Origin of the sequence: Pseudaminobacter soli (ex Zhang et al. 2022), assembly GCF_014595955.1 — a bacterium.
GTDB lineage: Bacteria > Pseudomonadota > Alphaproteobacteria > Rhizobiales > Rhizobiaceae > Kumtagia > Kumtagia pseudosoli.
Genome location: NZ_JABVCF010000004.1, coordinates 372,441 through 391,276, shown reverse-complemented (window position 1 = coordinate 391,276; position 18,836 = coordinate 372,441). Strand labels below are relative to the sequence as shown.

Below are 18,836 nucleotides of genomic sequence, written 5' to 3'. Positions count from 1 at the left end.
GGATCGCGTCGTAGCTGCCCTCGTAGCCCAGCGCCCGCAGTTCCTCATAGATGCGGATCAGCGTCAGGCGCTCGCGCCTCTGCTTCGCGTCGTTGCCGTCGAGCAGAGCATCAAGCTGCACCTGCCAGGGCCCGATCTTCGGCTGCGGCTGGCGCTCACGCTCGTAGGAGAAGGAGGTCTCGTCGGACCGCAATATCCGGCGCACCGTGTTGCGCGACACATGCAGCTCGCGGCTGATCCGCTTCAGCGACCATCCTTGAACATAAAACGCACGCCGGACCCGGGCGATCGTATCCACTGACTTCATCCCCTCTCCATCCGCTCGCCGAAACAAACGGATGGTTGCTGATCGACTGAATGAGGGGGGTCAATTTTGGACGCCGATCCTCCCTGCTAAGGGGTCAAAATTGCACGCCGATTCACAGGCCTTGAGCGCACATCGACTCCTTCATCGCGTCAAAGAGCCTATCTATCTTCGCTTGCTTCGACTTCTTTCTCTCCTTTTCGAGTCGGCTCCGCTCCATGAGAGCGGAGTCCAAGTCGATGCGGAAAGTGTTGCCCTTCTTTTTCCAAATCAAGTCGTAGCCGTCGCGCTGTGAGTTGGGGACGACCGTTGCTTCCGCACTCACGCTGCGGTCTCTCTTAGACTCGCGCTGAACTGTAATCTTCATTGCACTCACCCTCCCATCTTTGGATGGGAAGATGCTTCTCCGACAGGCCGGGTTTGTCAAGTATATAATCGCCACGCAGCGGCAAGAACATTACCGGAACATTTTTTAGGTGCAATCGGCCAAGCGCACGGTAGATCTTGCAAAGATCGTCCCGGTCAGAGCGTCTTCGCGACCTCTTCCAACTGCTCGGCGCATTTGCCCCAGCCCTCGTGAAAGCCCATCTTCTCGTGCGCCTCGCGGTCCTCGTCGGTCCAGTGCAGGGCGCGTGCGGTGTAACGCGTCTTGCCGCCCTCGTCCTCGAAGGTGAGCACGCCCGTGAAGAAGGGTTTTTGCGACGGCGTCCAAGCATCCGTGAAGGCGTCGGTGAACACCAGCTTCTCGTTCGGCACCACTTCCAGATAGAGACCGTGGTTGGGGTATTCGTTGCCGTCGGGGTCGCGCATGATCACGCTACTCTTGCCTCCGGGCCTCAGGTCGACCTGGGCGCCGGCGATCGTCCATGGTTTCGGCACGAACCACAACTTCATCAGTTCCGGTTCGGTCCAGCAGCGCCACACCTTCTCACGGGGTGCGTCTATGAGTCGGGTGAGAACGAGCTCGCGGCTGTCGGCGGGTTGCTGGCTGGCACTCATGGACCATCTCCTTGGTTTGCAATACTGCCGCTAGGACGCGCCTGGGAGGCGGACTCCGACAGCTGCGCGCAAAAATGATCAGCCGCGCTTCGCCTCCACCGCGTCCCAGAACAGCGCGGCGATGTCGGCCCCGCCGAAGCGCTTCACTTCGCGGATCCCGGTGGGCGAGGTGACGTTGATCTCGGTGAGATAGTCGCCAATCACGTCGATGCCGACCAGCACGAAGCCACGCTCCCTCAGCGAGGGGCCGATGCGCTCGCAGATCTCGCGCTCGCGCGCGGTGAGTTCGGTCTTCTCGGCGCGGCCGCCGACATGCATGTTGGAGCGCGAATCGTGCTCGGCCGGGACGCGGTTGATCGCGCCGACCGGCTCGCCGTCGATCAGGATGATGCGCTTGTCGCCTTTGCGCACCTCCTTGAGGTATTGCTGCACAATGAACGGCTCGCGGAACATCTGCGCGAACATCTCCAGCAGAGATGCCAGATTGCGGTCGGCTTCATGCAGGTGGAAGATGCCGGCGCCGCCGTTTCCGTAGAGCGGCTTGACGATGATGTCGCCGTGCTTGCGGCGGAAGTCGTCGACCTCGCGCGGATCCTTGGTGATGAGCGTCTCCGGCATCAGGTCCGGGAATTCGGTGACGAAGATCTTCTCCGGGCTGTTTCGCACCCAGGCAGGATCGTTCACGACCAGCGTCTTCGGGTGGATACGTTCGAGAATGTGGGTGGTGGTGATGTAGTTCATGTCGAAGGGCGGATCCTGCCTGAGCAGCACCACGTCCATTTCCGACAGGTCGGTTCGGACCTGTTCGCCGAGCGTGAAGTGGTTGCCCTTCTCGTCACGGACAGCGAGTTCCTCGACCCGTGCAAAAACCTTTCCGTCCGACTGGCTCAGACGGTCTGGCGTGTAGTGGTAGAGAGAATGACCGCGCCGCTGCGCCTCCAGCGCTAGCGCGAAGGTCGTGTCGCCGGCGATATTGACGGTGGCGATGTGGTCCATCTGGATGGCGATGCGAAGGGCCATTTCTCGTCTCTGCGTTTCGCGGACTGTTGCCCGCCTCGTTGCGAGAGAGATGGCGGGGCGTCCTCCGGTCTGTCAAGGACTAGAAAGGGCAGGCTAGAACAGGATGATCAGGAATTGATGACGATCAAGCCGGCCACGATCAGAGTTGCACCGAATGCGTATCGGAAACTGAGCGTTTCGCCCAATAGACCCCATGCCAGCAACGGCACCGCGCAGAAGCTTAGCGCCATGAACGGATATGCGACAATCAGAGGTACGGATCTCAAGACGTAGACCCAAACGACCGTGCCGATGCCATAAATCGCGAAGGCGGCGATCAGATAGGGATCGAACATGATGGCGATTAGGCTGGCGGTACCAACGTCGCCAACGCGTGCACTCGTCAGTTTGAAGAGGATTTGGCCTGCCGATATCAGCAAGGGAGTAAGGATCAGGCCGGCGAGAACGGGAAGAGGCAAGCTCAGCATTGGGCCTCCAGCCGATCCTCACAGTAGTAAATGTCGCGACCGATATTCACGCAGACATGGTCTTTGGGAACGGGATGCATCGCTCGCAGGAACGAGTGCGGGTAGGGGAAGAAATTGAAGTGCGGATTGAATGAATAGAGATATTCGCGTTCGCGCGGCACCACGATGATAAGCCGCTTGCGCGCGATGCGGCGCAATTCGGCGATTGCCCGCCGGTAGTCCAGCACATGCTCGATGACATGCGTGCATATGACTGTGTCGAATTCGCCGTCGGCGAAGGGCAACGCCTCTATACGGGCGGCCATATAGTCGATGCCGTCGATCGCTGCGGCGTCCTCGATAACGAAATCCACTCCGACAAAGCGGCCGGTACAGTTCCGCGACTGGCGGATTTTCTTTAGAAGGATGCCGGTGCCGCAGCCGACATCGCAAACTGAATCGCCGACCGTGTCGGCGATAATACGGGCAATGCAGGCTTGCGAATTATCGGTGCCTTCATGAACTCGGGGGTGCTCGCGGTAGAGGGTCTCGTATTCTTCAGCAGTGAGAAATGCTGCCCTTTCGCGAAATGCGGCCAACCGGCCGATATGGTCGCCCCACACCAGCGTGGCTAGGCTGCGGAACAGGCTGGAATCCCGTAGGATCGGCGGCAGGACGTCTTCCAGAATGAAGCGGATTCTATTGGTCGTTTCGCGGTTCACGAAATTCTCCGCAGTGAGATCAGACGGTTCGATCCTTGGCATGCGGAGCGCCGGACTCCGCGCGGGCTGCGCGCGCCGAGCGCATGCTGAGGTAGAAAATCCGCTTCTGCTCAGCGCGCCCCCGCGACACGGAGTCGAGGACAAGCCCAGTTACCATCATGAGCATCGAAAGCATCAGGAGCGCTACGGAAAGGACCCAGGTCGGAATTCGCGGAACAAGGCCGGTCTCAAAATATTCGACCAGCACAGGAATCATCAGGGTGAGACTCGCTGCCAGAAGCAGGGCCGCGAATATGCCGAAGAAGCGCAGTGGCTGTGTCTCCTTCATCAGCATAGCGAACATCCAGAGAATTCTGGCACCATCCCTATAGGTCGACAGCTTGGACGAAGAGCCTTCGGGACGTCGGCCATAGTTTAGAGTGATCTCTGCCACCGGCAGCTTGAGCTGCGAGGCGTGCACCGACATCTCGGTCTCGATCTCAAAACCGCCGGACACTGCCGGAAAACTTTTGACGAAACGTCGCGAGAACGCGCGATAGCCGGAGAAGATGTCGGTGAAGTCGCGGCCGAAGAGGCGCTTATAGAGCCCGTTGAACAATCGATTGCCGAAGGCATGGCCGGTGCGCCCCGCATCGCTCGTGACCCCTTGCCGGGTCCCCACCACCATGTCCGCGCGCTCGGTAAGCAGTGTGTTTATGAGCTGCGGAGCGTCCTCCGGGGCATAAGTTCCGTCGCCGTCCGCCATTAGATAAATGTCGGCGTCGATATCGGCGAACATACGACGCACCACATTGCCCTTGCCCTGACGCGTCTCGCGCACCACGATCGCGCCCGCTGCCCGGGCCTTGGGCGCCGTCAGATCGCTGGAGTTGTTGTCGTACACGTAGATCACGGCAGTGGGGAGCGTTTCGCGAAATCGCGCTACCACATCGCCGATAGTGAGTTCTTCGTTATAGCAAGGCAGAAGCACGGCCACTGACGGGTCTCGGCCAATCGCATGCGCCATCATGTACCCCCACCGGTCGCTTCACCTTAATCAGCACGGGCCCGACCTTGACGCTCATGGCAGCTTTCAGCAGTTGTCTGCCGTAATCGCTCTGCGTCCTCGTCGGTAACGGCTAGCGCAAGAACGGATATGCCGTGACCATACGTCGAAGCAGTTAAGGCGCGGTTAGCCAAGCGCGAGCTTTACCGTTAACAATTTGCACAATATTTACCTTGACGCGTTAGCGGGTACTTCACGAATACTCGGGCAATCCACATGACGTCTTCTGCCACGACAGCGGATTTTCCCGCGGCAAATACGGAAGCTCGCGGCATGGACGCACTTGCCGCGCTGGTGGTCGCGCTCATTCCTCTCATCTTGCATGCCGTTCGCGGCTTTCCATCGCTCGCCAACAGCGGCGGCGACAACGACAGCGTGCTGCGGCTCGTGCAGGTGCGCGACCTGCTCGGCGGGCAGGGCTGGTTCGACATGACGCAGTACCGCATGGGGCTGGAAGGCGGCTTTCCCATGCACTGGTCGCGGCTGGTGGACGCCCCGCTTGCGCTGCTAGTGGCACTCTTTGGCGAGACTGCAGCGTTGGTCATCTGGCCGACCGCGCTGTTTGCGCTCTCGCTCTTCCTCATCATCCGTGCCACGCGCCAGATCGGAGGAGCCGCCGCTCAATTGCCGGCCGCTGCGCTCGGCGGTTTGGCGCTCCATTTCATTAACGTCTTTCGACCGGGCGCGATCGACCATCATAATGTTCAGCTGACGCTGACGTTGGCGACACTGCTGTTTCTGATCGGGGCGCGCAGGTCCGGTCCGGCAGGGTGGCTGGCGGGCACCTGCGCGGGGCTGATGCTGGCGGTCGGCATGGAGACGGCGCCCTACGTCGCGGTCGCCTGTGCGATCGCGGCCCTCTGCTTCCTATCTGGGGGTGAAGCGAATGTGCGGCTTGCGCGCAACTATGGCGCGGGTTTCGCCATCTCCAGCGCGCTTGCGCTGGCGGTGACGTCGCCCATGCGCGACCGGTTTGCCGTCCATTGCGATGCCCTATCCTTTCCGCAGACCTCGCTTGCGCTGCTCGGCGGGGGTGGGCTTTGCCTAATCGCATTGACCCCCGTGCTGAGAGCTACCTCTTTTCGGCGCTTCGTTGCGCTCGGAGCACTGGGTTTCCTTGCCGCGGTCGCCATTCTGTCAGCATTCCCGCAATGCGTCGCCGCCCCCTATGCCTCGCTCGATCCGCGTCTCCAGTCTTTCCTGATCGACAACATATCGGAGGCGCAGTCGCTGCTCAGCACATTGCGCGGCGCCCCGGCGATGCTCGCCGTCTACTACGGTACACCCGTCTTAGCGATCATCTTGATAGGGTTGACGTTTGCGCGCCAAGGCTGGAACCGGGACCGGGCCCTTACGGCGGCCTTTCTCGCGGCAGCCGTGCTCGTCGCATTCTGGCAATTGCGAGGCGCGACCTTTGCTATCCCGCTGGCGGTGATTCCTCTTGCGGCGTGGGTCGCGGTCGTCCGCCGCAGGGCGGAAAAGGCACGGGGCCTTGTCCCGCAGCTTGCGCTGGCCGGCGCGTGGCTGGTTTCGGCCAACCTATTCTGGCAACTCGGCGCGATGGCACTGTCGTCCGCGACGGCAGAAGCTGCCAGCGACGATGAAGAAGCAGCCAAATGCTATGCCAAGACGGATTACGCGCCGCTCGCGGCCCTACCGCCGGGGACGGTGGTGGGCATCACCAATATGGGCTCTTCCGTTCTCGCCTACACGCCGCATCGCGCGCTGGCAGGCCCCTATCATCGCAACGCCGGGGGAATCGACGCCATGCTCGATGTGATGATGGCGGCCCCGGACGAAGCGAAGGCTGTCGTGCAGCGCGCGCAGGCATCCATCGTGGCGGTTTGCCCCGGCAACCCCGAGACTTCATTCATAGCCGAATGGGCTCCGAACGGGCTATTGGCTGGCCTCCTGAAGGGAAAAGCGCCGGACTGGCTTGAGCGCGTTGAAAGCACGGCCGATCAGCCGATCGTGATCTATACGCTGCGCGGATCCTGATCTGGCGTCAGGGCGCGGATGCAACCCCAGCAGCTGAACCGATACCTTTCTTCAATGTTTTGCTGCAACAGTTCGCGCCGGACGTACTGATATTGCAGGAAATTTGATGCAGCCGTTCTTTGCCGACGGCCCAGAACGCAGCGAAGGCACCGATCTCGCCTTCACCGATCCGATGACGGGGCTGGGCAACCATCGGCGCTTTTTCGACAAGGTAAGCCGGCTCATAAAGGCCAGGGCCGACGATCCCGCTCCTTTTGCGATAGGCATCGTCGACCTCGACGGCTTCAAGCCGATCAATGATCTGTTCGGGCGCAAGGCAGGTGACGACATCCTCGTCCAGGTGGCGATGCGCCTGCGTGCCGCGATGGAGTCGGGAGCCAGCGTCGCCCGGGTGGGGCCGGACGAATTTGCCTTCCTCTACCCGATGGTTTTTTCCGAGGAGGCTGCCGCGGATCGCGCCAGGATGCTGATCGAAATCCTGTCCGCACCTTACGATGTGGGTGACCGCATGGCGCGGCTATCGGCTTCGGTCGGCTGCTCCCTGTTCTACTTCGGCGACGAGACCACCGAGATCCTCGTCGATAAGGCGGAAAGCGCCCTCTATCAGGCCAAGCGCAGCGGCCGCGGCCGGGTGGTGGTCTATACCCGCGAGATGGAAGAGGCGGCCATGCGCGTGACGCGCATCGAGCAGGCGCTGCGCCGAGCCGTGGCGGCCGGCGAGGTCGAACCGCACTTCCAGCCCATCATCGACCTGAAGATGCGGCAAATCCGCGGCTTCGAAACCCTGGCGCGGTGGTCGGACCCGGACCTTGGCCCGGTTTCGCCGGCCGTGTTCATCCCGATCGCCGAGGAGCGCGGCATCATCGGGCCGCTGGCGCAACTCGTCCTGCGCAAGGCGACCGAAGCGGCCCGTGCCTGGCCGGACGACCTGTTCCTGTCGTTCAATCTCTCGCCGTCACAGTTGGTGGATCAGAACACCGGGCTGCACATCCTCACGATCCTCGATCGAACCGGCTTCGACCCGAGGCGGTTGGAGATCGAGATCACCGAAACCGGCCTGATGAGCGATCCCTGCTCGGCGGCAAAGATCATAGAGGATCTTCGCCGCTGCGGGATAAGAGTGGCGCTCGACGATTTCGGGACCGGCCTTTCCTCGCTCGGGCGGCTGCGTGAATTCCACTTCGACAAGCTGAAGATCGACCGCAGCTTCGTCTCGTCGATCCTCGAAGACCGGCCATCCGAGCACATCATCCGAGCCATCCTGGCGATGTGCGACGGCCTCGGCATGGAAGCCGTAGCCGAGGGGATCGAGGAGGAAGGGCAGGCGGAGCGGCTGACTCAGTTCGGCTGCTGGGGCGGGCAAGGCTATCTTTTCGGCCGACCCGCTTGCGCGCAAACGACGATCGGCCTTCTGCGGGACAGCCTTAGGCTGAAGGCGCTGCTGGCCTGATCAGCCGTCTTGCGAAGCCCCCTGCTCCTCGAGGTAGATTTGTCTCGCAGGACCTGACGTAGCGTTCTATATCGGCGGAATCCTCACCGAGCAGGACCGAGAATGCCACATCCAGCCAGATACGCCGACCTCGAAGGTGCCGCCGTCCTCATCACCGGCGGGGGATCTGGGATCGGCGCTGCGCTGACCGAAGGCTTTGTCGCCCAGGGCGCACGTGTCGCCTTCCTCGACATCGCCGAGGAGCCGAGCGAAGCACTGCGTGACCGGCTGGGCCGCGCCTATTCGTCAAGACCGCTCTTCATCCGCTGCGACCTGCGCGACATCGACGCGCTGAAGGCCGCGGTGGCTAAGGCCGAAGCGGCGCATGGCGCGGCCACCGTGCTCGTCAATAACGCCGGCTGGGACGACCGCCACGACATGGCGGAGGTGACGGTCGAGTACTGGGACAACAACCAGGCAATCAATCTCAGGCCGCAGTTCTTCACCGCCCAGGCGGTGGCGTCGGGGATGCGTGCAGCCGGCCGAGGCTCGATCATCAACTTCACCTCCACCTCCTTCATGATCAATCATCCCGATCTGCCGGCCTACACTGCTGCCAAGGCGGGCATCATCGGGCTGACGAAAGGCCTTGCAGGCAAGCTCGGGCCGTGGGGCATACGCGTGAACGCCGTCGCTCCGGGCTGGGTGATGACGGAGCGCCAGCGGCAGCTTTGGGTCACCGAGGAGAGCATCGCGGCGCACGTCGCCCGCCAGTGCATCCGCGAGGAGATGCAGCCGGAGGACATGGTCGGGCCCTGCCTATTCCTGGCTTCCGACGCTTCCCGTATGCTGACGGCACAGACGATGATCGTCGATGGAGGTTTCCTGTGAGCGGAACCCGTGAGGCAGCCGTCGCCGCTGCCGACTGGGGCACCACCCGGCTGCGTATCTGGCTGCTCGACAGTTACGGCGAGATCCTTGCCGAGCGCCGCAGCGACGAAGGCCTGCTCGCGGCGCAGCCCGACCGTTTCGAGGAAATCCTCGAGCGCCATCTCGGCGAAATGGGCGCTTCGGCTGACCTCCCGGTGGTGATCTGCGGTATGGCCGGCGCGCGTCAGGGTTGGATTGAGGCGCCCTATGCGAGCGTACCCGCATCGCTGGCCGACATATTCGGGGCGGCGGTGCGCGTGCCTTCCGCTAAGCGCGACGTGCGCATCGTTCCCGGGCTGGCGCAGCGTGACGCGGACAGGCCCGACGTCATGCGCGGCGAGGAAACGCAGCTTGCGGGCGCCGTGGCCAAGATCGGCTCCGGCCGGCATATCGTCTGCATGCCTGGCACCCATTCCAAATGGGTGGATATCGTCGACGGCACCGTCGCTTTCTTCCAAACCTTCATGACCGGCGAGATGTTTTCCGTGCTCAGCGGGCATTCGATCCTTGCTCACTCCATAGCGAAGGATGCGCGGGTCGCGGCAAAGGATCCGCATTTCGCAAACAATGTCCGGAAGGCCTTGTCTTCGGTAGCCCCGCTGGAGACCGGACTGTTCCGCTTCCGCGCGGGATCGCTGCTCCACGGCTTGGCTCCGCATGATGCCGCGGCCGCTCTGTCCGGTCTTCTGATCGGTTCGGAGATCGCAGCCGCGAAGGCGCTTTTCGCGCTCGCCGACAGCCCAGTGGTTCTGATCGCATCCGGCACTTTGTGCGATCTTTATCAGGCAGCGCTCGGCTGGGCAGGCATGGACTGCATCACCGTCGATGCCGACGAAGCCGTGCGGCTGGGTCTCATCCACGCGGCGCGTGAGCTCGGCATGATCAAGGAGGTGACAGGATGAGCGTCCCCTTTCCAAGCATGCGTCGCGGCATTGTCGCAATCCTCCGCGGCCTGCGACCCGAAGAGGCGGTCGAGATCGGCTCGGTCATTTACGAGGCCGGGATCGAAGCCATCGAGGTTCCGCTGAATTCGCCGGACCCGTTCCGCTCGATCGAGGCGCTGGTGCAGGCTTTGCCCGCCGAGGCGCTGATCGGCGGCGGCACGGTACTGCGCGCCGAGGATGTCGACCGGCTCAAGGATGTGGGCGGCCGTCTGCTGGTTAGCCCGAACATCCAGGCCGAGGTGATGATGCGCGCCACCGACCTTGGGCTGGTTACGCTGCCCGGCGTGTTCACCCCGACGGAGGCTTTTCAGGCGCTGCGGCTCGGGGCGTCGGCGCTGAAATTCTTTCCCGCCAGCGTGCTGGGGCCGAGCGGCATCGCGGCAATGAAAGCGGTGCTGCCGAAGGAGGCTCTGGTTGGCGTCGTCGGTGGCGTGTCGGATATGGACTTCGCCGCCTATGCCAAGGTCGGCGTCCGCACCTTCGGGCTCGGCTCCAGCCTGTTCAAGCCTGGCATGGGCGTGGATGGGGTCAGCCAGCGCGCCATCGCCGCGGCCGACGCATGGGACCGCGTTTTTTGTGCCCCCGACGTCTAGCGTGGGTACACTTGGGGGACTGCGGCGCTGGCCGGAACTGGTAGGTGACGAGTCGAGCCTCCTCGTCGATACTGTAGCCCCCGGCGTGCTCAGACTGTCGGAGGCGGTCGTCTCGGAACGGGAGCGGGCCTACTTCTACCTCCTGATCGGACACGATGCGGACTGCCTGATCGATGGCGGATGGGGCTTCTGTTCCTCCCTGGACGCGCTTCGGCCCGATCGGTCGAAGCCGCTGCTCGCCATCGCTACCCATAGCCATTTCGACCATATCGGCCTCTTGCATCTCGCCGGGACCCGCTATGGTCATCCAGCCGAGGCTGCAGTCTTCGCCGATCCGCACCCGGTGGCGACGCAGGCGCTGCCCTATCTCGACGGTCTCGAGGCTCTAGCCGGGGGCGGCCGGATCGACCCTGCATCCGTCCGGCAGCGCGCCTGCCCTCTGGACGCTTTACTCGCGGAGGGCGGCACTGTCGACATAGGCGGCCGGGCGCTGACGGTGTTGCACACGCCCGGCCATTCGCCCGGATCGCTCACGATCCTGGATGCCGCGAACGGCCTGCTCTTCTGCGCCGACGTGGTGCATGACGGGCACATTTGGGACGATATTCCGGGCACCGACCGGGGCGCGCTGCTCAGGTCGCATGATCGGCTGCTGGAGGTCGATTTCGCGCTAGCCTGTCCCGGCCACGGGGCCATTCTCTCGCGCGCTGCGTTCCAGGATCGGATCGCGCGCTACCGCCGGGATATCGGCGCCTGAGGGATTTTTGGATGGCCTCGCCTCGCCTCTACTTCATCTTCGAGCCGGAGGAGGCGTGCCGTACGCTGCTCCTGCAGGACGGGTTCCGCGAGGAGCACGCGCTCGAGATTTCCTCCTACCTGGCGCAGAGCACCGACCTTGCTCCGGAATTGGCGGAAATCGCCGACGCCTGCCGCCGGCGCGGCATCGATTTCAGGCCGACCCCGCTCGATGCTGCTGCAGCCGACCTGGCAGATGCTGACCCGCGGACCTCCATGGCCTGGACCATCAGCGATGGCATCGCCTATTTCCGCGGCAGCGGCGGGCCGGCGTTGGCGCGGCTGAGGGGCATGCAAACGATCGGGTCGGACGACTCGCTATTTGCGCTGTGCCAGGACAAGTTCCGCTCCGGCGCAGTCCTTGGGGCGATGGGCCTTCCCGTTCCCGCCGCCGGGCTTGCTCGCAACGGCAGATGGCTCGTCGAGCCGCCGGTTTCCAGAGCCGGCTATTTCGTCAAGCCGAACAGGCTCGGCGCCAAGATCGGGATCTGGCCGGATTCGCGCTGCCAAAACCTGGATGTGGCGCTGGAACTCAGCCGGTGCGTCCATTCGGCCTACCGGGACGACGTCGTCGTCCAGCCCTATGTGCAAGGCCGCAACGTGCGCGCGAGCTTCCTGGCCGTGGACCCGAAGGCGGGTGTCGACGCGCTCGGCGTCTTCTTCGTCGACTCCGGCGGCGACTTCCAGACGATGGCAGATTCCATAGCGCTCTATGGCGACACGGGCGCCGCGACAAAAGCCAGCGGAGCCTATCGCGAGCCAGAACTGGTGCCGGTGGCTGCCGTCCAGCCGGTGGCGGACCGGCGTATCCGCGAGATCGCCGCGGTGCTGATCGACGTCCTCGGCGTCAAGGACGTATTCTCGATGGATCTGCGGGTCGAGGAGGATGACACCGTCCATCTCATCGAGTTCGAGGTCTGCCCCGGCCTGCCCTGTTTCGACTTCCGCGCCTATTGCCAGGCGCAGTGGGGGCTTTCGCTGGCGGACTCGATCGCGGGGACGGCGGCCCGGCGGCTTCCGCCGCGGTAGCCTTCGCTAGCGGCCGCCCCGGGCTGTTCAAGTCAGGCCTTGGCCACGCAGACGTTGGTGTGGCCGGCGCCCACGAAGCCAAGATGGCCCGCCGCGGCCTTGGACAGGTCGAGTATGCGGCCGCGCACGAACGGCCCCCGGTCGTTGATGCGCACGACGACGCTCTTGCCGTTGCGCTTGTTGGTAACCCGGACCTTGGTCCCGAAGGGAAGGCTGCGATGGGCGGCCGTCAGCTTGGCGGGATTCATCCGCTCGCCGGAGGCCGTCTTGGAGGTGAGAGCGTACCAGGACGCCCCGCCGCACTGTGCCGAAGCCACGCTGTTCGCAGCCACAAGCATTGCCCCCGCGGCAACCGAGATCGCCGCGGCCTTGCCGCAGTTCATCTTCATGTGGATCCCACTCCGTAACTAAGTAGTACGAGTGGACTCATCGAAGCGAATGGGGCAGTGCGTGGGGCGAGAGTCGGGCGATTCCGGGGCAAACCGGTAACGTCTGATTGCAGTCGCTTACAGTTCGTGAGGCCGAACGCTCCCGTTACGCTAACGCCGGGAGGGTCCCTCGGTTCCACCTCGAACCGGATGCACCGGCTCTGTTACTCCCATCTTACGCTCTGCGCGCCTGCCCTTGACATATCTCCTGGGCTGCTCGACCTGTCGCAGTCTGGACGTAGAAACAAACTCATGAGGGAGTGAGCCGATGTTCCGCTGGGGTGTCCTGTCGACTGCCAAGATCGCACGCGAGCAGCTTGTGCCGGCCATTCTGGACGCAGAGAACGGGGTGCTTGCCGCCGTGGCCAGCCGCGACCTCGCCAAGGCCCAGGCATTCGCGAGGCGGTTCGGCGCTGCGCATGCTTTCGGTTCCTACGAGGAGATGCTGCGCTCGGACACGATCGACGGCGTCTATATCCCGCTGCCGACCTCGCAGCACGTCGAATGGGCGGTAAAGGCGGCGGACGCGGGCAAGCATGTGCTCGTTGAGAAGCCGCTCGCGCTCGAGGCCAGGGACATCGAGCAGGTGATCGCCGCGCGGGAACGCAACAAGGTGCTCATCTGCGAAGCGTTCATGGTGATCTACCACCCGCAGTGGAAGAAGGTGCGCGAACTCGTGCAGGGCGGCGCAATCGGCCGGCTCCGGCATGTGCAGGGCGCATTCTCCTATTACAATGTCGACCCGAACAACATGCGCAACCAGCCGGAGCTCGGCGGCGGCGCGCTGCCCGACATCGGCGTCTACCCGACCGTGTCGACGCGCTTCGTCACTGGCAAGGAGCCGACGCGCATCCAGGCGACCGTCGAGCGCGATCCGAAATTCGGGACCGACATCTACTCCAGCACCAAGGCGGATTTCGGCGATTTCCACCTCACCTTCTACTGCTCGACCCAGATGGCGCTGCGCCAATTCATGGTCTTCCACGGCGAGAAGGGTTTTATCGAGGTGCACGCTCCCTTCAACGCCGGCGATTACGACCATCACCGCATTGAACTGCACAACCAGAACCACACCGAGGCGACCGTCTTCCGCTTCCCCGCGACGCGCCAGTACCGGCTGCAGGTCGAGACTTTCGCCCTCGCCGCGCAGGGCGGCAGTGAAGAGGTCTTCACGCTTGAGGACTCGGTGAAGAACCAGAAGGCGATCGATGCGATCTTCCGGGCGTCCGAGAAGGAAGGCTGGGTGGACGTCTGAAAGCCGCCGGTCGCCTTGGCACTCGCGAAGTTGACGCAAGGTAATACGCCCCGGCCCAGCGTTTAGGGAGCAGCTTTGCTGGAGGACGCTTGCGCGTCCGAGAGGTGGTTCTTATATACGCCGCAGAGCGCCAGAGCCGGCCGAAACCGGGACTTTTGCGCGGAATTTCCCGTGAACAGGGGCCGTCTCCGGAACGCCTCATTGGGTCCTGACGGTCTGCTTAAAGGAGAGACATACATGGCTAAAGTTATCGGCATCGACCTCGGAACAACCAATTCCTGTGTTGCCGTCATGGACGGCAAGGATGCCAAGGTCATCGAAAACGCGGAGGGAGCGCGCACGACCCCATCGATCGTCGCTTTCACCAACGACGGCGAACGCCTCGTCGGCCAGCCGGCCAAGCGTCAGGCGGTCACCAATCCCGAGAACACCATTTTCGCCGTGAAGCGCCTCATCGGCCGCCGCTATGACGATCCGGTGACCGAGAAGGACAAGAAGCTCGTCCCCTATCATATCGTGCGGGGTGACAATGGCGACGCCTGGGTGGAAGCCGGCGGCAAGAAGCTGTCGCCCTCCCAGATCTCCGCGATGATCCTGCAGAAGATGAAGGAGACCGCGGAAGCCTATCTCGGCGAGAAGGTCGAGAAGGCCGTCATCACCGTTCCTGCCTATTTCAACGACGCCCAGCGCCAGGCGACCAAGGACGCCGGCAAGATCGCGGGCCTCGAAGTGCTCCGCATCATCAACGAGCCGACCGCGGCCGCACTCGCCTACGGCCTCGACAAGAAGGAAGGCAAGACCATCGCCGTCTATGACCTTGGCGGCGGCACCTTCGACATTTCGATCCTCGAGATCGGCGACGGCGTATTCGAGGTGAAGTCGACCAATGGCGACACATTCCTCGGCGGCGAGGATTTCGACATGCGCCTGGTCGAGTACCTGGCTGCCGAGTTCAAGAAGGAACAGGGCATCGACCTGAAGAACGACAAGCTCGCCCTGCAGCGTCTCAAGGAGGCTTCTGAGAAGGCCAAGATCGAGCTGTCCTCTTCGGCACAGACCGAGATCAACCTGCCCTTCATCACCGCGGACCAGACCGGTCCGAAGCACCTGACGATGAAGCTGACCCGGGCCAAGTTCGAGAGCCTGGTCGACGACCTGGTGCAGCGCACGGTCGAGCCGTGCAAGGCCGCGCTCCGGGATGCCGGCCTAAAGGCTGGCGAGATCGACGAGGTGGTTCTGGTCGGCGGCCAGACCCGCATGCCGAAGGTCCAGGAAGTGGTGAAGCAGTTCTTCGGCAAGGAGCCGCATAAGGGCGTCAACCCCGACGAGGTTGTCGCGCTGGGTGCTGCGATCCAGGCCGGCGTGCTGCAGGGCGACGTGAAGGACGTGCTGCTGCTCGACGTCACGCCGCTGTCGCTGGGCATCGAGACGCTGGGCGGCGTCTTCACCCGCCTCATCGAGCGCAACACCACGATCCCGACCAAGAAGAGCCAGACCTTCTCGACCGCCGAGGACAACCAGTCCGCGGTCACGATCCGGGTCTTCCAGGGCGAGCGCGAGATGGCGGCCGACAACAAGCTGCTCGGCCAGTTCGATCTGGTCGGCATCCCGCCGGCGCCGCGCGGCGTGCCGCAGATCGAGGTCTCGTTCGACATCGACGCCAACGGCATCGTCAACGTCACGGCCAAGGACAAGGGCACCGGCAAGGAGCACCAGATCCGCATCCAGGCTTCGGGCGGTCTCTCCGACACTGACATCGAGAAGATGGTGAAGGACGCCGAGGCGCATGCCGAGTCCGACAAGCAGCGGCGCGCCCTGGTCGAGGCCAGGAACCAGGCCGAGGCGCTGGTGCATTCGTCCGAGAAGTCGCTGAAGGAGTATGGCGACAAGGTTTCGGAGGCCGACCGTACCGCGATCGCCGACGCCATCGCCGCTCTGAAGACGGCTGCCGAGGGCGACGACGTCGACGCCATCCAGTCCGCGAGCCAGACCCTCGCCGAGGTGTCCATGAAACTCGGCCAGGCGATGTACGAGGCTTCCCAGAGGGAGGCCGCGGAGAGCGATGCCAAGGCGGATGCCGCCAAGGACTCGGACGTCGTCGACGCCGATTTCGAGGAGATCGACGAGGACGGCAAGAAGAAGTCGGCCTGATCGGCTTCTGGAAATTCTTTACCCGAGAAAGCCCGGCCCATGCGCCGGGCTTTTTCTTTTGCGCTGCGGATTAACAGCCGGTGCCTCGGGGATCACTCGCCCGGCTGGGAAACCGATGGCTGTACCATGGCGCTGTCGACCAACCTCAAGGACCTCACCACGCGCAAAATCCTCTGCAGTGCCGTGAAGTGCGTAAGCACAGCCATGGCGGCGAGCCCGGTCGAAAGCAGCCATTCGAACGGCAATGCGAAGCTGTCGAGCAGGCCGCAGACCACCAGCAGGGTACAGAGGAAGATCGCTCGTTCGGCCCGCTCGAACAGGTCCGGCCACTTGCGGTTGCCGACCGCGATCTCCAGCGCCGCCCGCGCCTTCGCGTAGGAGGTAAGCACGCCGCCAGCAAAGACGGCGAGCGCCAGTGCCCAGAGATCGTTCACCGCGGCGATCGCGCAGAGCACCGCCAGTTCCTGGTATCGGTCTGCGATCGCGTCGAGGTAGCCGCCGGTCTTGGTCGCCATCCTTCGCCGTCGCGCCACCGCCCCGTCGAGGCCGTCGAACAGGGCGGCGAATATCAGGGTCAGCCCGAAAAGCAGGGTGGACTCGTGATAGAGATAAAGGCCGCTGACGGCGAAGACGAGCAACGTGCCTGCGGCGGTCACCTGGTTCGGCGTCATCCCGACGCGAACAAGGGGGGATGCCAACCGCTCCAGAATTGGATCGAAACGGTCTCTCATCAATCCGTCGAGCATCCGACCGCCCCTTTTACCTGCGCCGCGCCCGGGCTTGTAATCTTACGAAGCATAATCCTTTAGCGGTATATGCGGGCGCTATGCTACAGGTGGTTTTCATGCAGCACACGACAAGCGTATGAGCGAGGACAGCGCTTCCAAAACGGCGTTGCGGATTGCGCAAGGCAGTCCTCCCGAGCGCATCGCATTCTGGATCGCCGTTTCCGGCGGCGCGGGCCTGTCCCCCTTGTGGCCGGGGACAGTCGGATCGGCGCTCGGCGTGGGATTGGCCGCTTGCCTAGTTCCCGCCGGTCAGATCGCGGCGTCAGTCGTGCTGGCCCTCGTTTTCGTGCTTGGTGTGTGGTCCTCGTCGGTGATCGAGTCGGAGTCGGGCAAGGACGATCCGCAGTTTGTCGTCATCGACGAGACGTTCGGAGCGGCGGCGACGTTGGTCCTTCTGCCTGTGGATCCCGTCTGGTGGATCGCTGGATTCCTCTTCTTCCGAATCTTCGATGTCTTGAAGCCCTGGCCGGCAAACCTCGTTCACAGGAGGATGCGCGGCGGGCTCGCCATCATGCTCGATGACGCAATTGCTGTCGCCTATGCGGTCGCGCTGCTACTGTCGGCCGCAGCCCTTTTCGGTTTCGTGACATGACCTTGCCGGATTCTTCCTGAGCCAAGGGCTGCAAGGGTGTGGCGTAAAGGCACAAAGCACAAGAAAAGTTCTCTGCCGCAGGCGTCGCATATGGCATAGGACGCCAGCAATTCCTAAATCGGGCACACTGCGGAAGGTTCTCGAAATGGCGGGCCGCTGAGAACACTCTTCCGTTTAGTCTAAAGGCATGTTCATGAAGGCTGATTTCTACGAAACACTGGGGGTCGGCAAGACCGCCGACGATAAGGAACTCAAGGGCGCATTCCGCAAGCTCGCCATGCAGTTCCACCCCGACCGCAACCCCGGTGACGCGGCGTGCGAGCAGAAGTTCAAGGAGATCAACGAAGCCTACGAGACTCTGAAGGATCCGCAGAAGCGCGCTGCCTATGACCGTTTCGGCCATGCCGCGTTCGAGCATGGCGGCAACGGCTTCGCCCACGGTTTCGCTGGCGGCGGCTTCTCCGACATCTTCGAGGACATCTTCGGGGAGATGATGGGTGGCGGGCGCCGTCGCTCCACAGGCGGGCGCGAGCGCGGTGCCGATCTCCGCTACAATATGGAAATCACCCTGGAGGAGGCCTACACGGGCAAGACCGCCCAGATCCGGGTGCCCGCCTCCATCTCGTGCACCGACTGTTCGGGCTCCGGAGCGAAGCCGGGCACCCAGCCGGTCACCTGCTCCCTCTGCGGCGGCTCGGGCCGCGTAAGGGCAGCCCAGGGCTTCTTCTCTATCGAGCGGACCTGTCCGCAGTGCCAGGGCCGCGGCCAGACCATCAAGGATCCTTGTCCAAAATGCGCAGGCCAGGGGCGGGTCACCGAGGAGCGCTCGCTGTCTGTCAACATTCCGGCGGGTATCGAGGATGGCACTCGCATCCGGCTCGCCAATGAGGGCGAGGCCGGCCTGCGCGGTGGGCCTCAGGGCGACCTCTACATCTTCCTCTCGGTGAAGCCGCACGAATTCTTCCAGCGCGACGGCGCCGATCTCTACTGCAAGGTGCCGATCTCGATGACGACCGCGGCGCTTGGCGGTTCCTTCGAGGTCACCACGCTGGACGGCTCGCAGACGCGCGTGAAGGTTCCCGAAGGGACGCAGAACGGCCGCCAGTTCCGCCTGAAGGGCAAGGGGATGCCGGTGCTGCGCCAGCCGGTCATCGGCGACCTCTATATCCAGACCGTGGTGGAGACGCCGCAGAACCTCACCAAGCGGCAGCGCGAGTTGCTCGAGGAGTTCGAGAGCCTTTCGTCGCAGGAGAACTCGCCGCAATCGAGCGGCTTCTTCTCGCGAATGAAGGATTTCTTCGAGTCTTTTGGCGAGCGCTGACATCGGAGCCGTTCCGCTTTCCATGAAGGCGGCGGCCTGCTATTTGG

General features: G+C 63.3%; 20 protein-coding genes. 11 read left to right on the top strand and 9 right to left on the bottom strand.

What is annotated here, in order from left to right; genetic code table 11:
- From HUI96_RS10520 to HUI96_RS10490, 7 genes are all read right to left on the bottom strand, one after another.
- A partial coding sequence (locus tag HUI96_RS10520; protein WP_188254584.1) for a helix-turn-helix domain-containing protein occupies positions 1–307 on the bottom strand: 307 nt, incomplete at its 3' end.
- Between the two features lie 112 nt (positions 308–419).
- On the bottom strand, positions 420–671 hold the full coding sequence (locus HUI96_RS10515; RefSeq protein ID WP_188254583.1) for a hypothetical protein: 252 nt from the start codon (positions 669–671) through the stop codon (positions 420–422).
- 155 nt (positions 672–826) lie between these two features.
- Positions 827–1,303 carry an SRPBCC family protein gene (locus HUI96_RS10510; RefSeq protein ID WP_188254582.1) on the bottom strand — a complete coding sequence of 159 codons (477 nt, stop codon included), beginning with the start codon at positions 1,301–1,303 and terminating at the stop codon, positions 827–829.
- A 78-nt stretch (positions 1,304–1,381) separates the two neighbouring features.
- Complete coding sequence (gene gshB / locus HUI96_RS10505) at positions 1,382–2,323, bottom strand: glutathione synthase (protein WP_188254581.1); 942 nt, start codon at positions 2,321–2,323, stop codon at positions 1,382–1,384.
- 107 nt (positions 2,324–2,430) lie between these two features.
- Complete coding sequence (locus HUI96_RS10500) at positions 2,431–2,790, bottom strand: transporter (RefSeq protein WP_188254580.1); 360 nt, start codon at positions 2,788–2,790, stop codon at positions 2,431–2,433.
- Positions 2,784–3,491 (bottom strand): methyltransferase domain-containing protein, encoded by a 708-nt coding sequence (locus tag HUI96_RS10495; RefSeq protein ID WP_188254579.1) that lies wholly within the window; start codon positions 3,489–3,491, stop codon positions 2,784–2,786. The genes HUI96_RS10500 and HUI96_RS10495 overlap by 7 nt, the downstream gene beginning before the upstream one ends.
- A gap of 19 nt (positions 3,492–3,510) precedes the next feature.
- A complete protein-coding gene (locus tag HUI96_RS10490; RefSeq protein ID WP_188254612.1) occupies positions 3,511–4,497 on the bottom strand; it encodes a glycosyltransferase in 987 nt (328 codons plus the stop codon).
- Between the two features lie 312 nt (positions 4,498–4,809).
- Here HUI96_RS10490 and HUI96_RS10485 point away from each other — a divergent pair, with 312 nt between their 5' ends.
- From HUI96_RS10485 to HUI96_RS10455, 7 genes are all read left to right on the top strand, one after another.
- The gene (locus HUI96_RS10485; RefSeq protein ID WP_188254578.1) at positions 4,810–6,534 is read left to right on the top strand and encodes a GtrA family protein; all 1,725 of its coding nucleotides are present in this window, start codon (positions 4,810–4,812) and stop codon (positions 6,532–6,534) included.
- A 106-nt stretch (positions 6,535–6,640) separates the two neighbouring features.
- Positions 6,641–7,984, top strand: coding sequence for a putative bifunctional diguanylate cyclase/phosphodiesterase (locus HUI96_RS10480; protein ID WP_188254577.1), 1,344 nt, complete (start codon positions 6,641–6,643; stop codon positions 7,982–7,984).
- Positions 7,985–8,086: 102 nt separating this feature from the next.
- A complete protein-coding gene (locus HUI96_RS10475) occupies positions 8,087–8,854 on the top strand; it encodes an SDR family NAD(P)-dependent oxidoreductase (RefSeq protein ID WP_188254576.1) in 768 nt (255 codons plus the stop codon).
- Positions 8,851–9,795 carry a 2-dehydro-3-deoxygalactonokinase gene (locus HUI96_RS10470; protein WP_188254575.1) on the top strand — a complete coding sequence of 315 codons (945 nt, stop codon included), beginning with the start codon at positions 8,851–8,853 and terminating at the stop codon, positions 9,793–9,795. Before HUI96_RS10475 ends, HUI96_RS10470 begins: the two co-directional genes overlap by 4 nt.
- A complete protein-coding gene (locus tag HUI96_RS10465) occupies positions 9,792–10,430 on the top strand; it encodes a 2-dehydro-3-deoxy-6-phosphogalactonate aldolase (RefSeq protein ID WP_237684052.1) in 639 nt (212 codons plus the stop codon). The genes HUI96_RS10470 and HUI96_RS10465 overlap by 4 nt, the downstream gene beginning before the upstream one ends.
- A 1-nt stretch (position 10,431) precedes the next feature.
- Positions 10,432–11,187, top strand: a complete 756-nt coding sequence (locus tag HUI96_RS10460; protein WP_188254574.1) for an MBL fold metallo-hydrolase — start codon at positions 10,432–10,434, stop codon at positions 11,185–11,187.
- Positions 11,188–11,198: 11 nt separating this feature from the next.
- On the top strand, positions 11,199–12,254 hold the full coding sequence (locus HUI96_RS10455; RefSeq protein WP_188254573.1) for a D-alanine:D-lactate ligase-like protein: 1,056 nt from the start codon (positions 11,199–11,201) through the stop codon (positions 12,252–12,254).
- 32 nt (positions 12,255–12,286) lie between these two features.
- Here the strand turns inward: HUI96_RS10455 and HUI96_RS10450 are convergent, their stop codons facing one another.
- Complete coding sequence (locus HUI96_RS10450; protein WP_188254572.1) at positions 12,287–12,643, bottom strand: septal ring lytic transglycosylase RlpA family protein; 357 nt, start codon at positions 12,641–12,643, stop codon at positions 12,287–12,289.
- A gap of 307 nt (positions 12,644–12,950) precedes the next feature.
- On the opposite strand from HUI96_RS10450, the gene HUI96_RS10445 reads away from it, so the two are divergent.
- Positions 12,951–13,937, top strand: a complete 987-nt coding sequence (locus tag HUI96_RS10445; RefSeq protein WP_188254571.1) for a Gfo/Idh/MocA family protein — start codon at positions 12,951–12,953, stop codon at positions 13,935–13,937.
- A 237-nt stretch (positions 13,938–14,174) separates the two neighbouring features.
- On the top strand, positions 14,175–16,088 hold the full coding sequence (gene dnaK, locus HUI96_RS10440) for a molecular chaperone DnaK (protein WP_188254570.1): 1,914 nt from the start codon (positions 14,175–14,177) through the stop codon (positions 16,086–16,088).
- 92 nt (positions 16,089–16,180) lie between these two features.
- Here dnaK and HUI96_RS10435 read toward each other — a convergent pair whose 3' ends face one another.
- Positions 16,181–16,819, bottom strand: a complete 639-nt coding sequence (locus HUI96_RS10435) for a CDP-alcohol phosphatidyltransferase family protein (RefSeq protein WP_188254569.1) — start codon at positions 16,817–16,819, stop codon at positions 16,181–16,183.
- A gap of 133 nt (positions 16,820–16,952) precedes the next feature.
- Here HUI96_RS10435 and HUI96_RS10430 point away from each other — a divergent pair, with 133 nt between their 5' ends.
- Positions 16,953–17,468: a phosphatidylglycerophosphatase A family protein gene (locus tag HUI96_RS10430; RefSeq protein ID WP_188254568.1), complete on the top strand. Its 516-nt coding sequence runs from the start codon at positions 16,953–16,955 to the stop codon at positions 17,466–17,468.
- A 193-nt stretch (positions 17,469–17,661) separates the two neighbouring features.
- The gene (gene dnaJ / locus HUI96_RS10425; RefSeq protein WP_188254567.1) at positions 17,662–18,789 is read left to right on the top strand and encodes a molecular chaperone DnaJ; all 1,128 of its coding nucleotides are present in this window, start codon (positions 17,662–17,664) and stop codon (positions 18,787–18,789) included.
- Positions 18,790–18,836 lie beyond the last annotated feature (47 nt).

Coding starts and splice junctions, on each gene's coding strand:
- HUI96_RS10490 (WP_188254612.1), bottom strand. CDS start 4,497: ATGGCGCATGCGATTGGCCGAGACCCGTCAGTGGCCGTGCTTCTGCCT.
- HUI96_RS10445 (WP_188254571.1), top strand. CDS start 12,951: ATGTTCCGCTGGGGTGTCCTGTCGACTGCCAAGATCGCACGCGAGCAG.
- HUI96_RS10480 (WP_188254577.1), top strand. CDS start 6,641: ATGCAGCCGTTCTTTGCCGACGGCCCAGAACGCAGCGAAGGCACCGAT.
- HUI96_RS10435 (WP_188254569.1), bottom strand. CDS start 16,819: ATGAGAGACCGTTTCGATCCAATTCTGGAGCGGTTGGCATCCCCCCTT.
- HUI96_RS10465 (WP_237684052.1), top strand. CDS start 9,792: ATGAGCGTCCCCTTTCCAAGCATGCGTCGCGGCATTGTCGCAATCCTC.
- dnaK (WP_188254570.1), top strand. CDS start 14,175: ATGGCTAAAGTTATCGGCATCGACCTCGGAACAACCAATTCCTGTGTT.
- HUI96_RS10430 (WP_188254568.1), top strand. CDS start 16,953: ATGAGCGAGGACAGCGCTTCCAAAACGGCGTTGCGGATTGCGCAAGGC.
- HUI96_RS10510 (WP_188254582.1), bottom strand. CDS start 1,303: ATGAGTGCCAGCCAGCAACCCGCCGACAGCCGCGAGCTCGTTCTCACC.
- dnaJ (WP_188254567.1), top strand. CDS start 17,662: ATGAAGGCTGATTTCTACGAAACACTGGGGGTCGGCAAGACCGCCGAC.
- HUI96_RS10485 (WP_188254578.1), top strand. CDS start 4,810: ATGGACGCACTTGCCGCGCTGGTGGTCGCGCTCATTCCTCTCATCTTG.
- HUI96_RS10500 (WP_188254580.1), bottom strand. CDS start 2,790: ATGCTGAGCTTGCCTCTTCCCGTTCTCGCCGGCCTGATCCTTACTCCC.
- gshB (WP_188254581.1), bottom strand. CDS start 2,323: ATGGCCCTTCGCATCGCCATCCAGATGGACCACATCGCCACCGTCAAT.
- HUI96_RS10455 (WP_188254573.1), top strand. CDS start 11,199: ATGGCCTCGCCTCGCCTCTACTTCATCTTCGAGCCGGAGGAGGCGTGC.
- HUI96_RS10515 (WP_188254583.1), bottom strand. CDS start 671: ATGAAGATTACAGTTCAGCGCGAGTCTAAGAGAGACCGCAGCGTGAGT.
- HUI96_RS10450 (WP_188254572.1), bottom strand. CDS start 12,643: ATGAAGATGAACTGCGGCAAGGCCGCGGCGATCTCGGTTGCCGCGGGG.
- HUI96_RS10475 (WP_188254576.1), top strand. CDS start 8,087: ATGCCACATCCAGCCAGATACGCCGACCTCGAAGGTGCCGCCGTCCTC.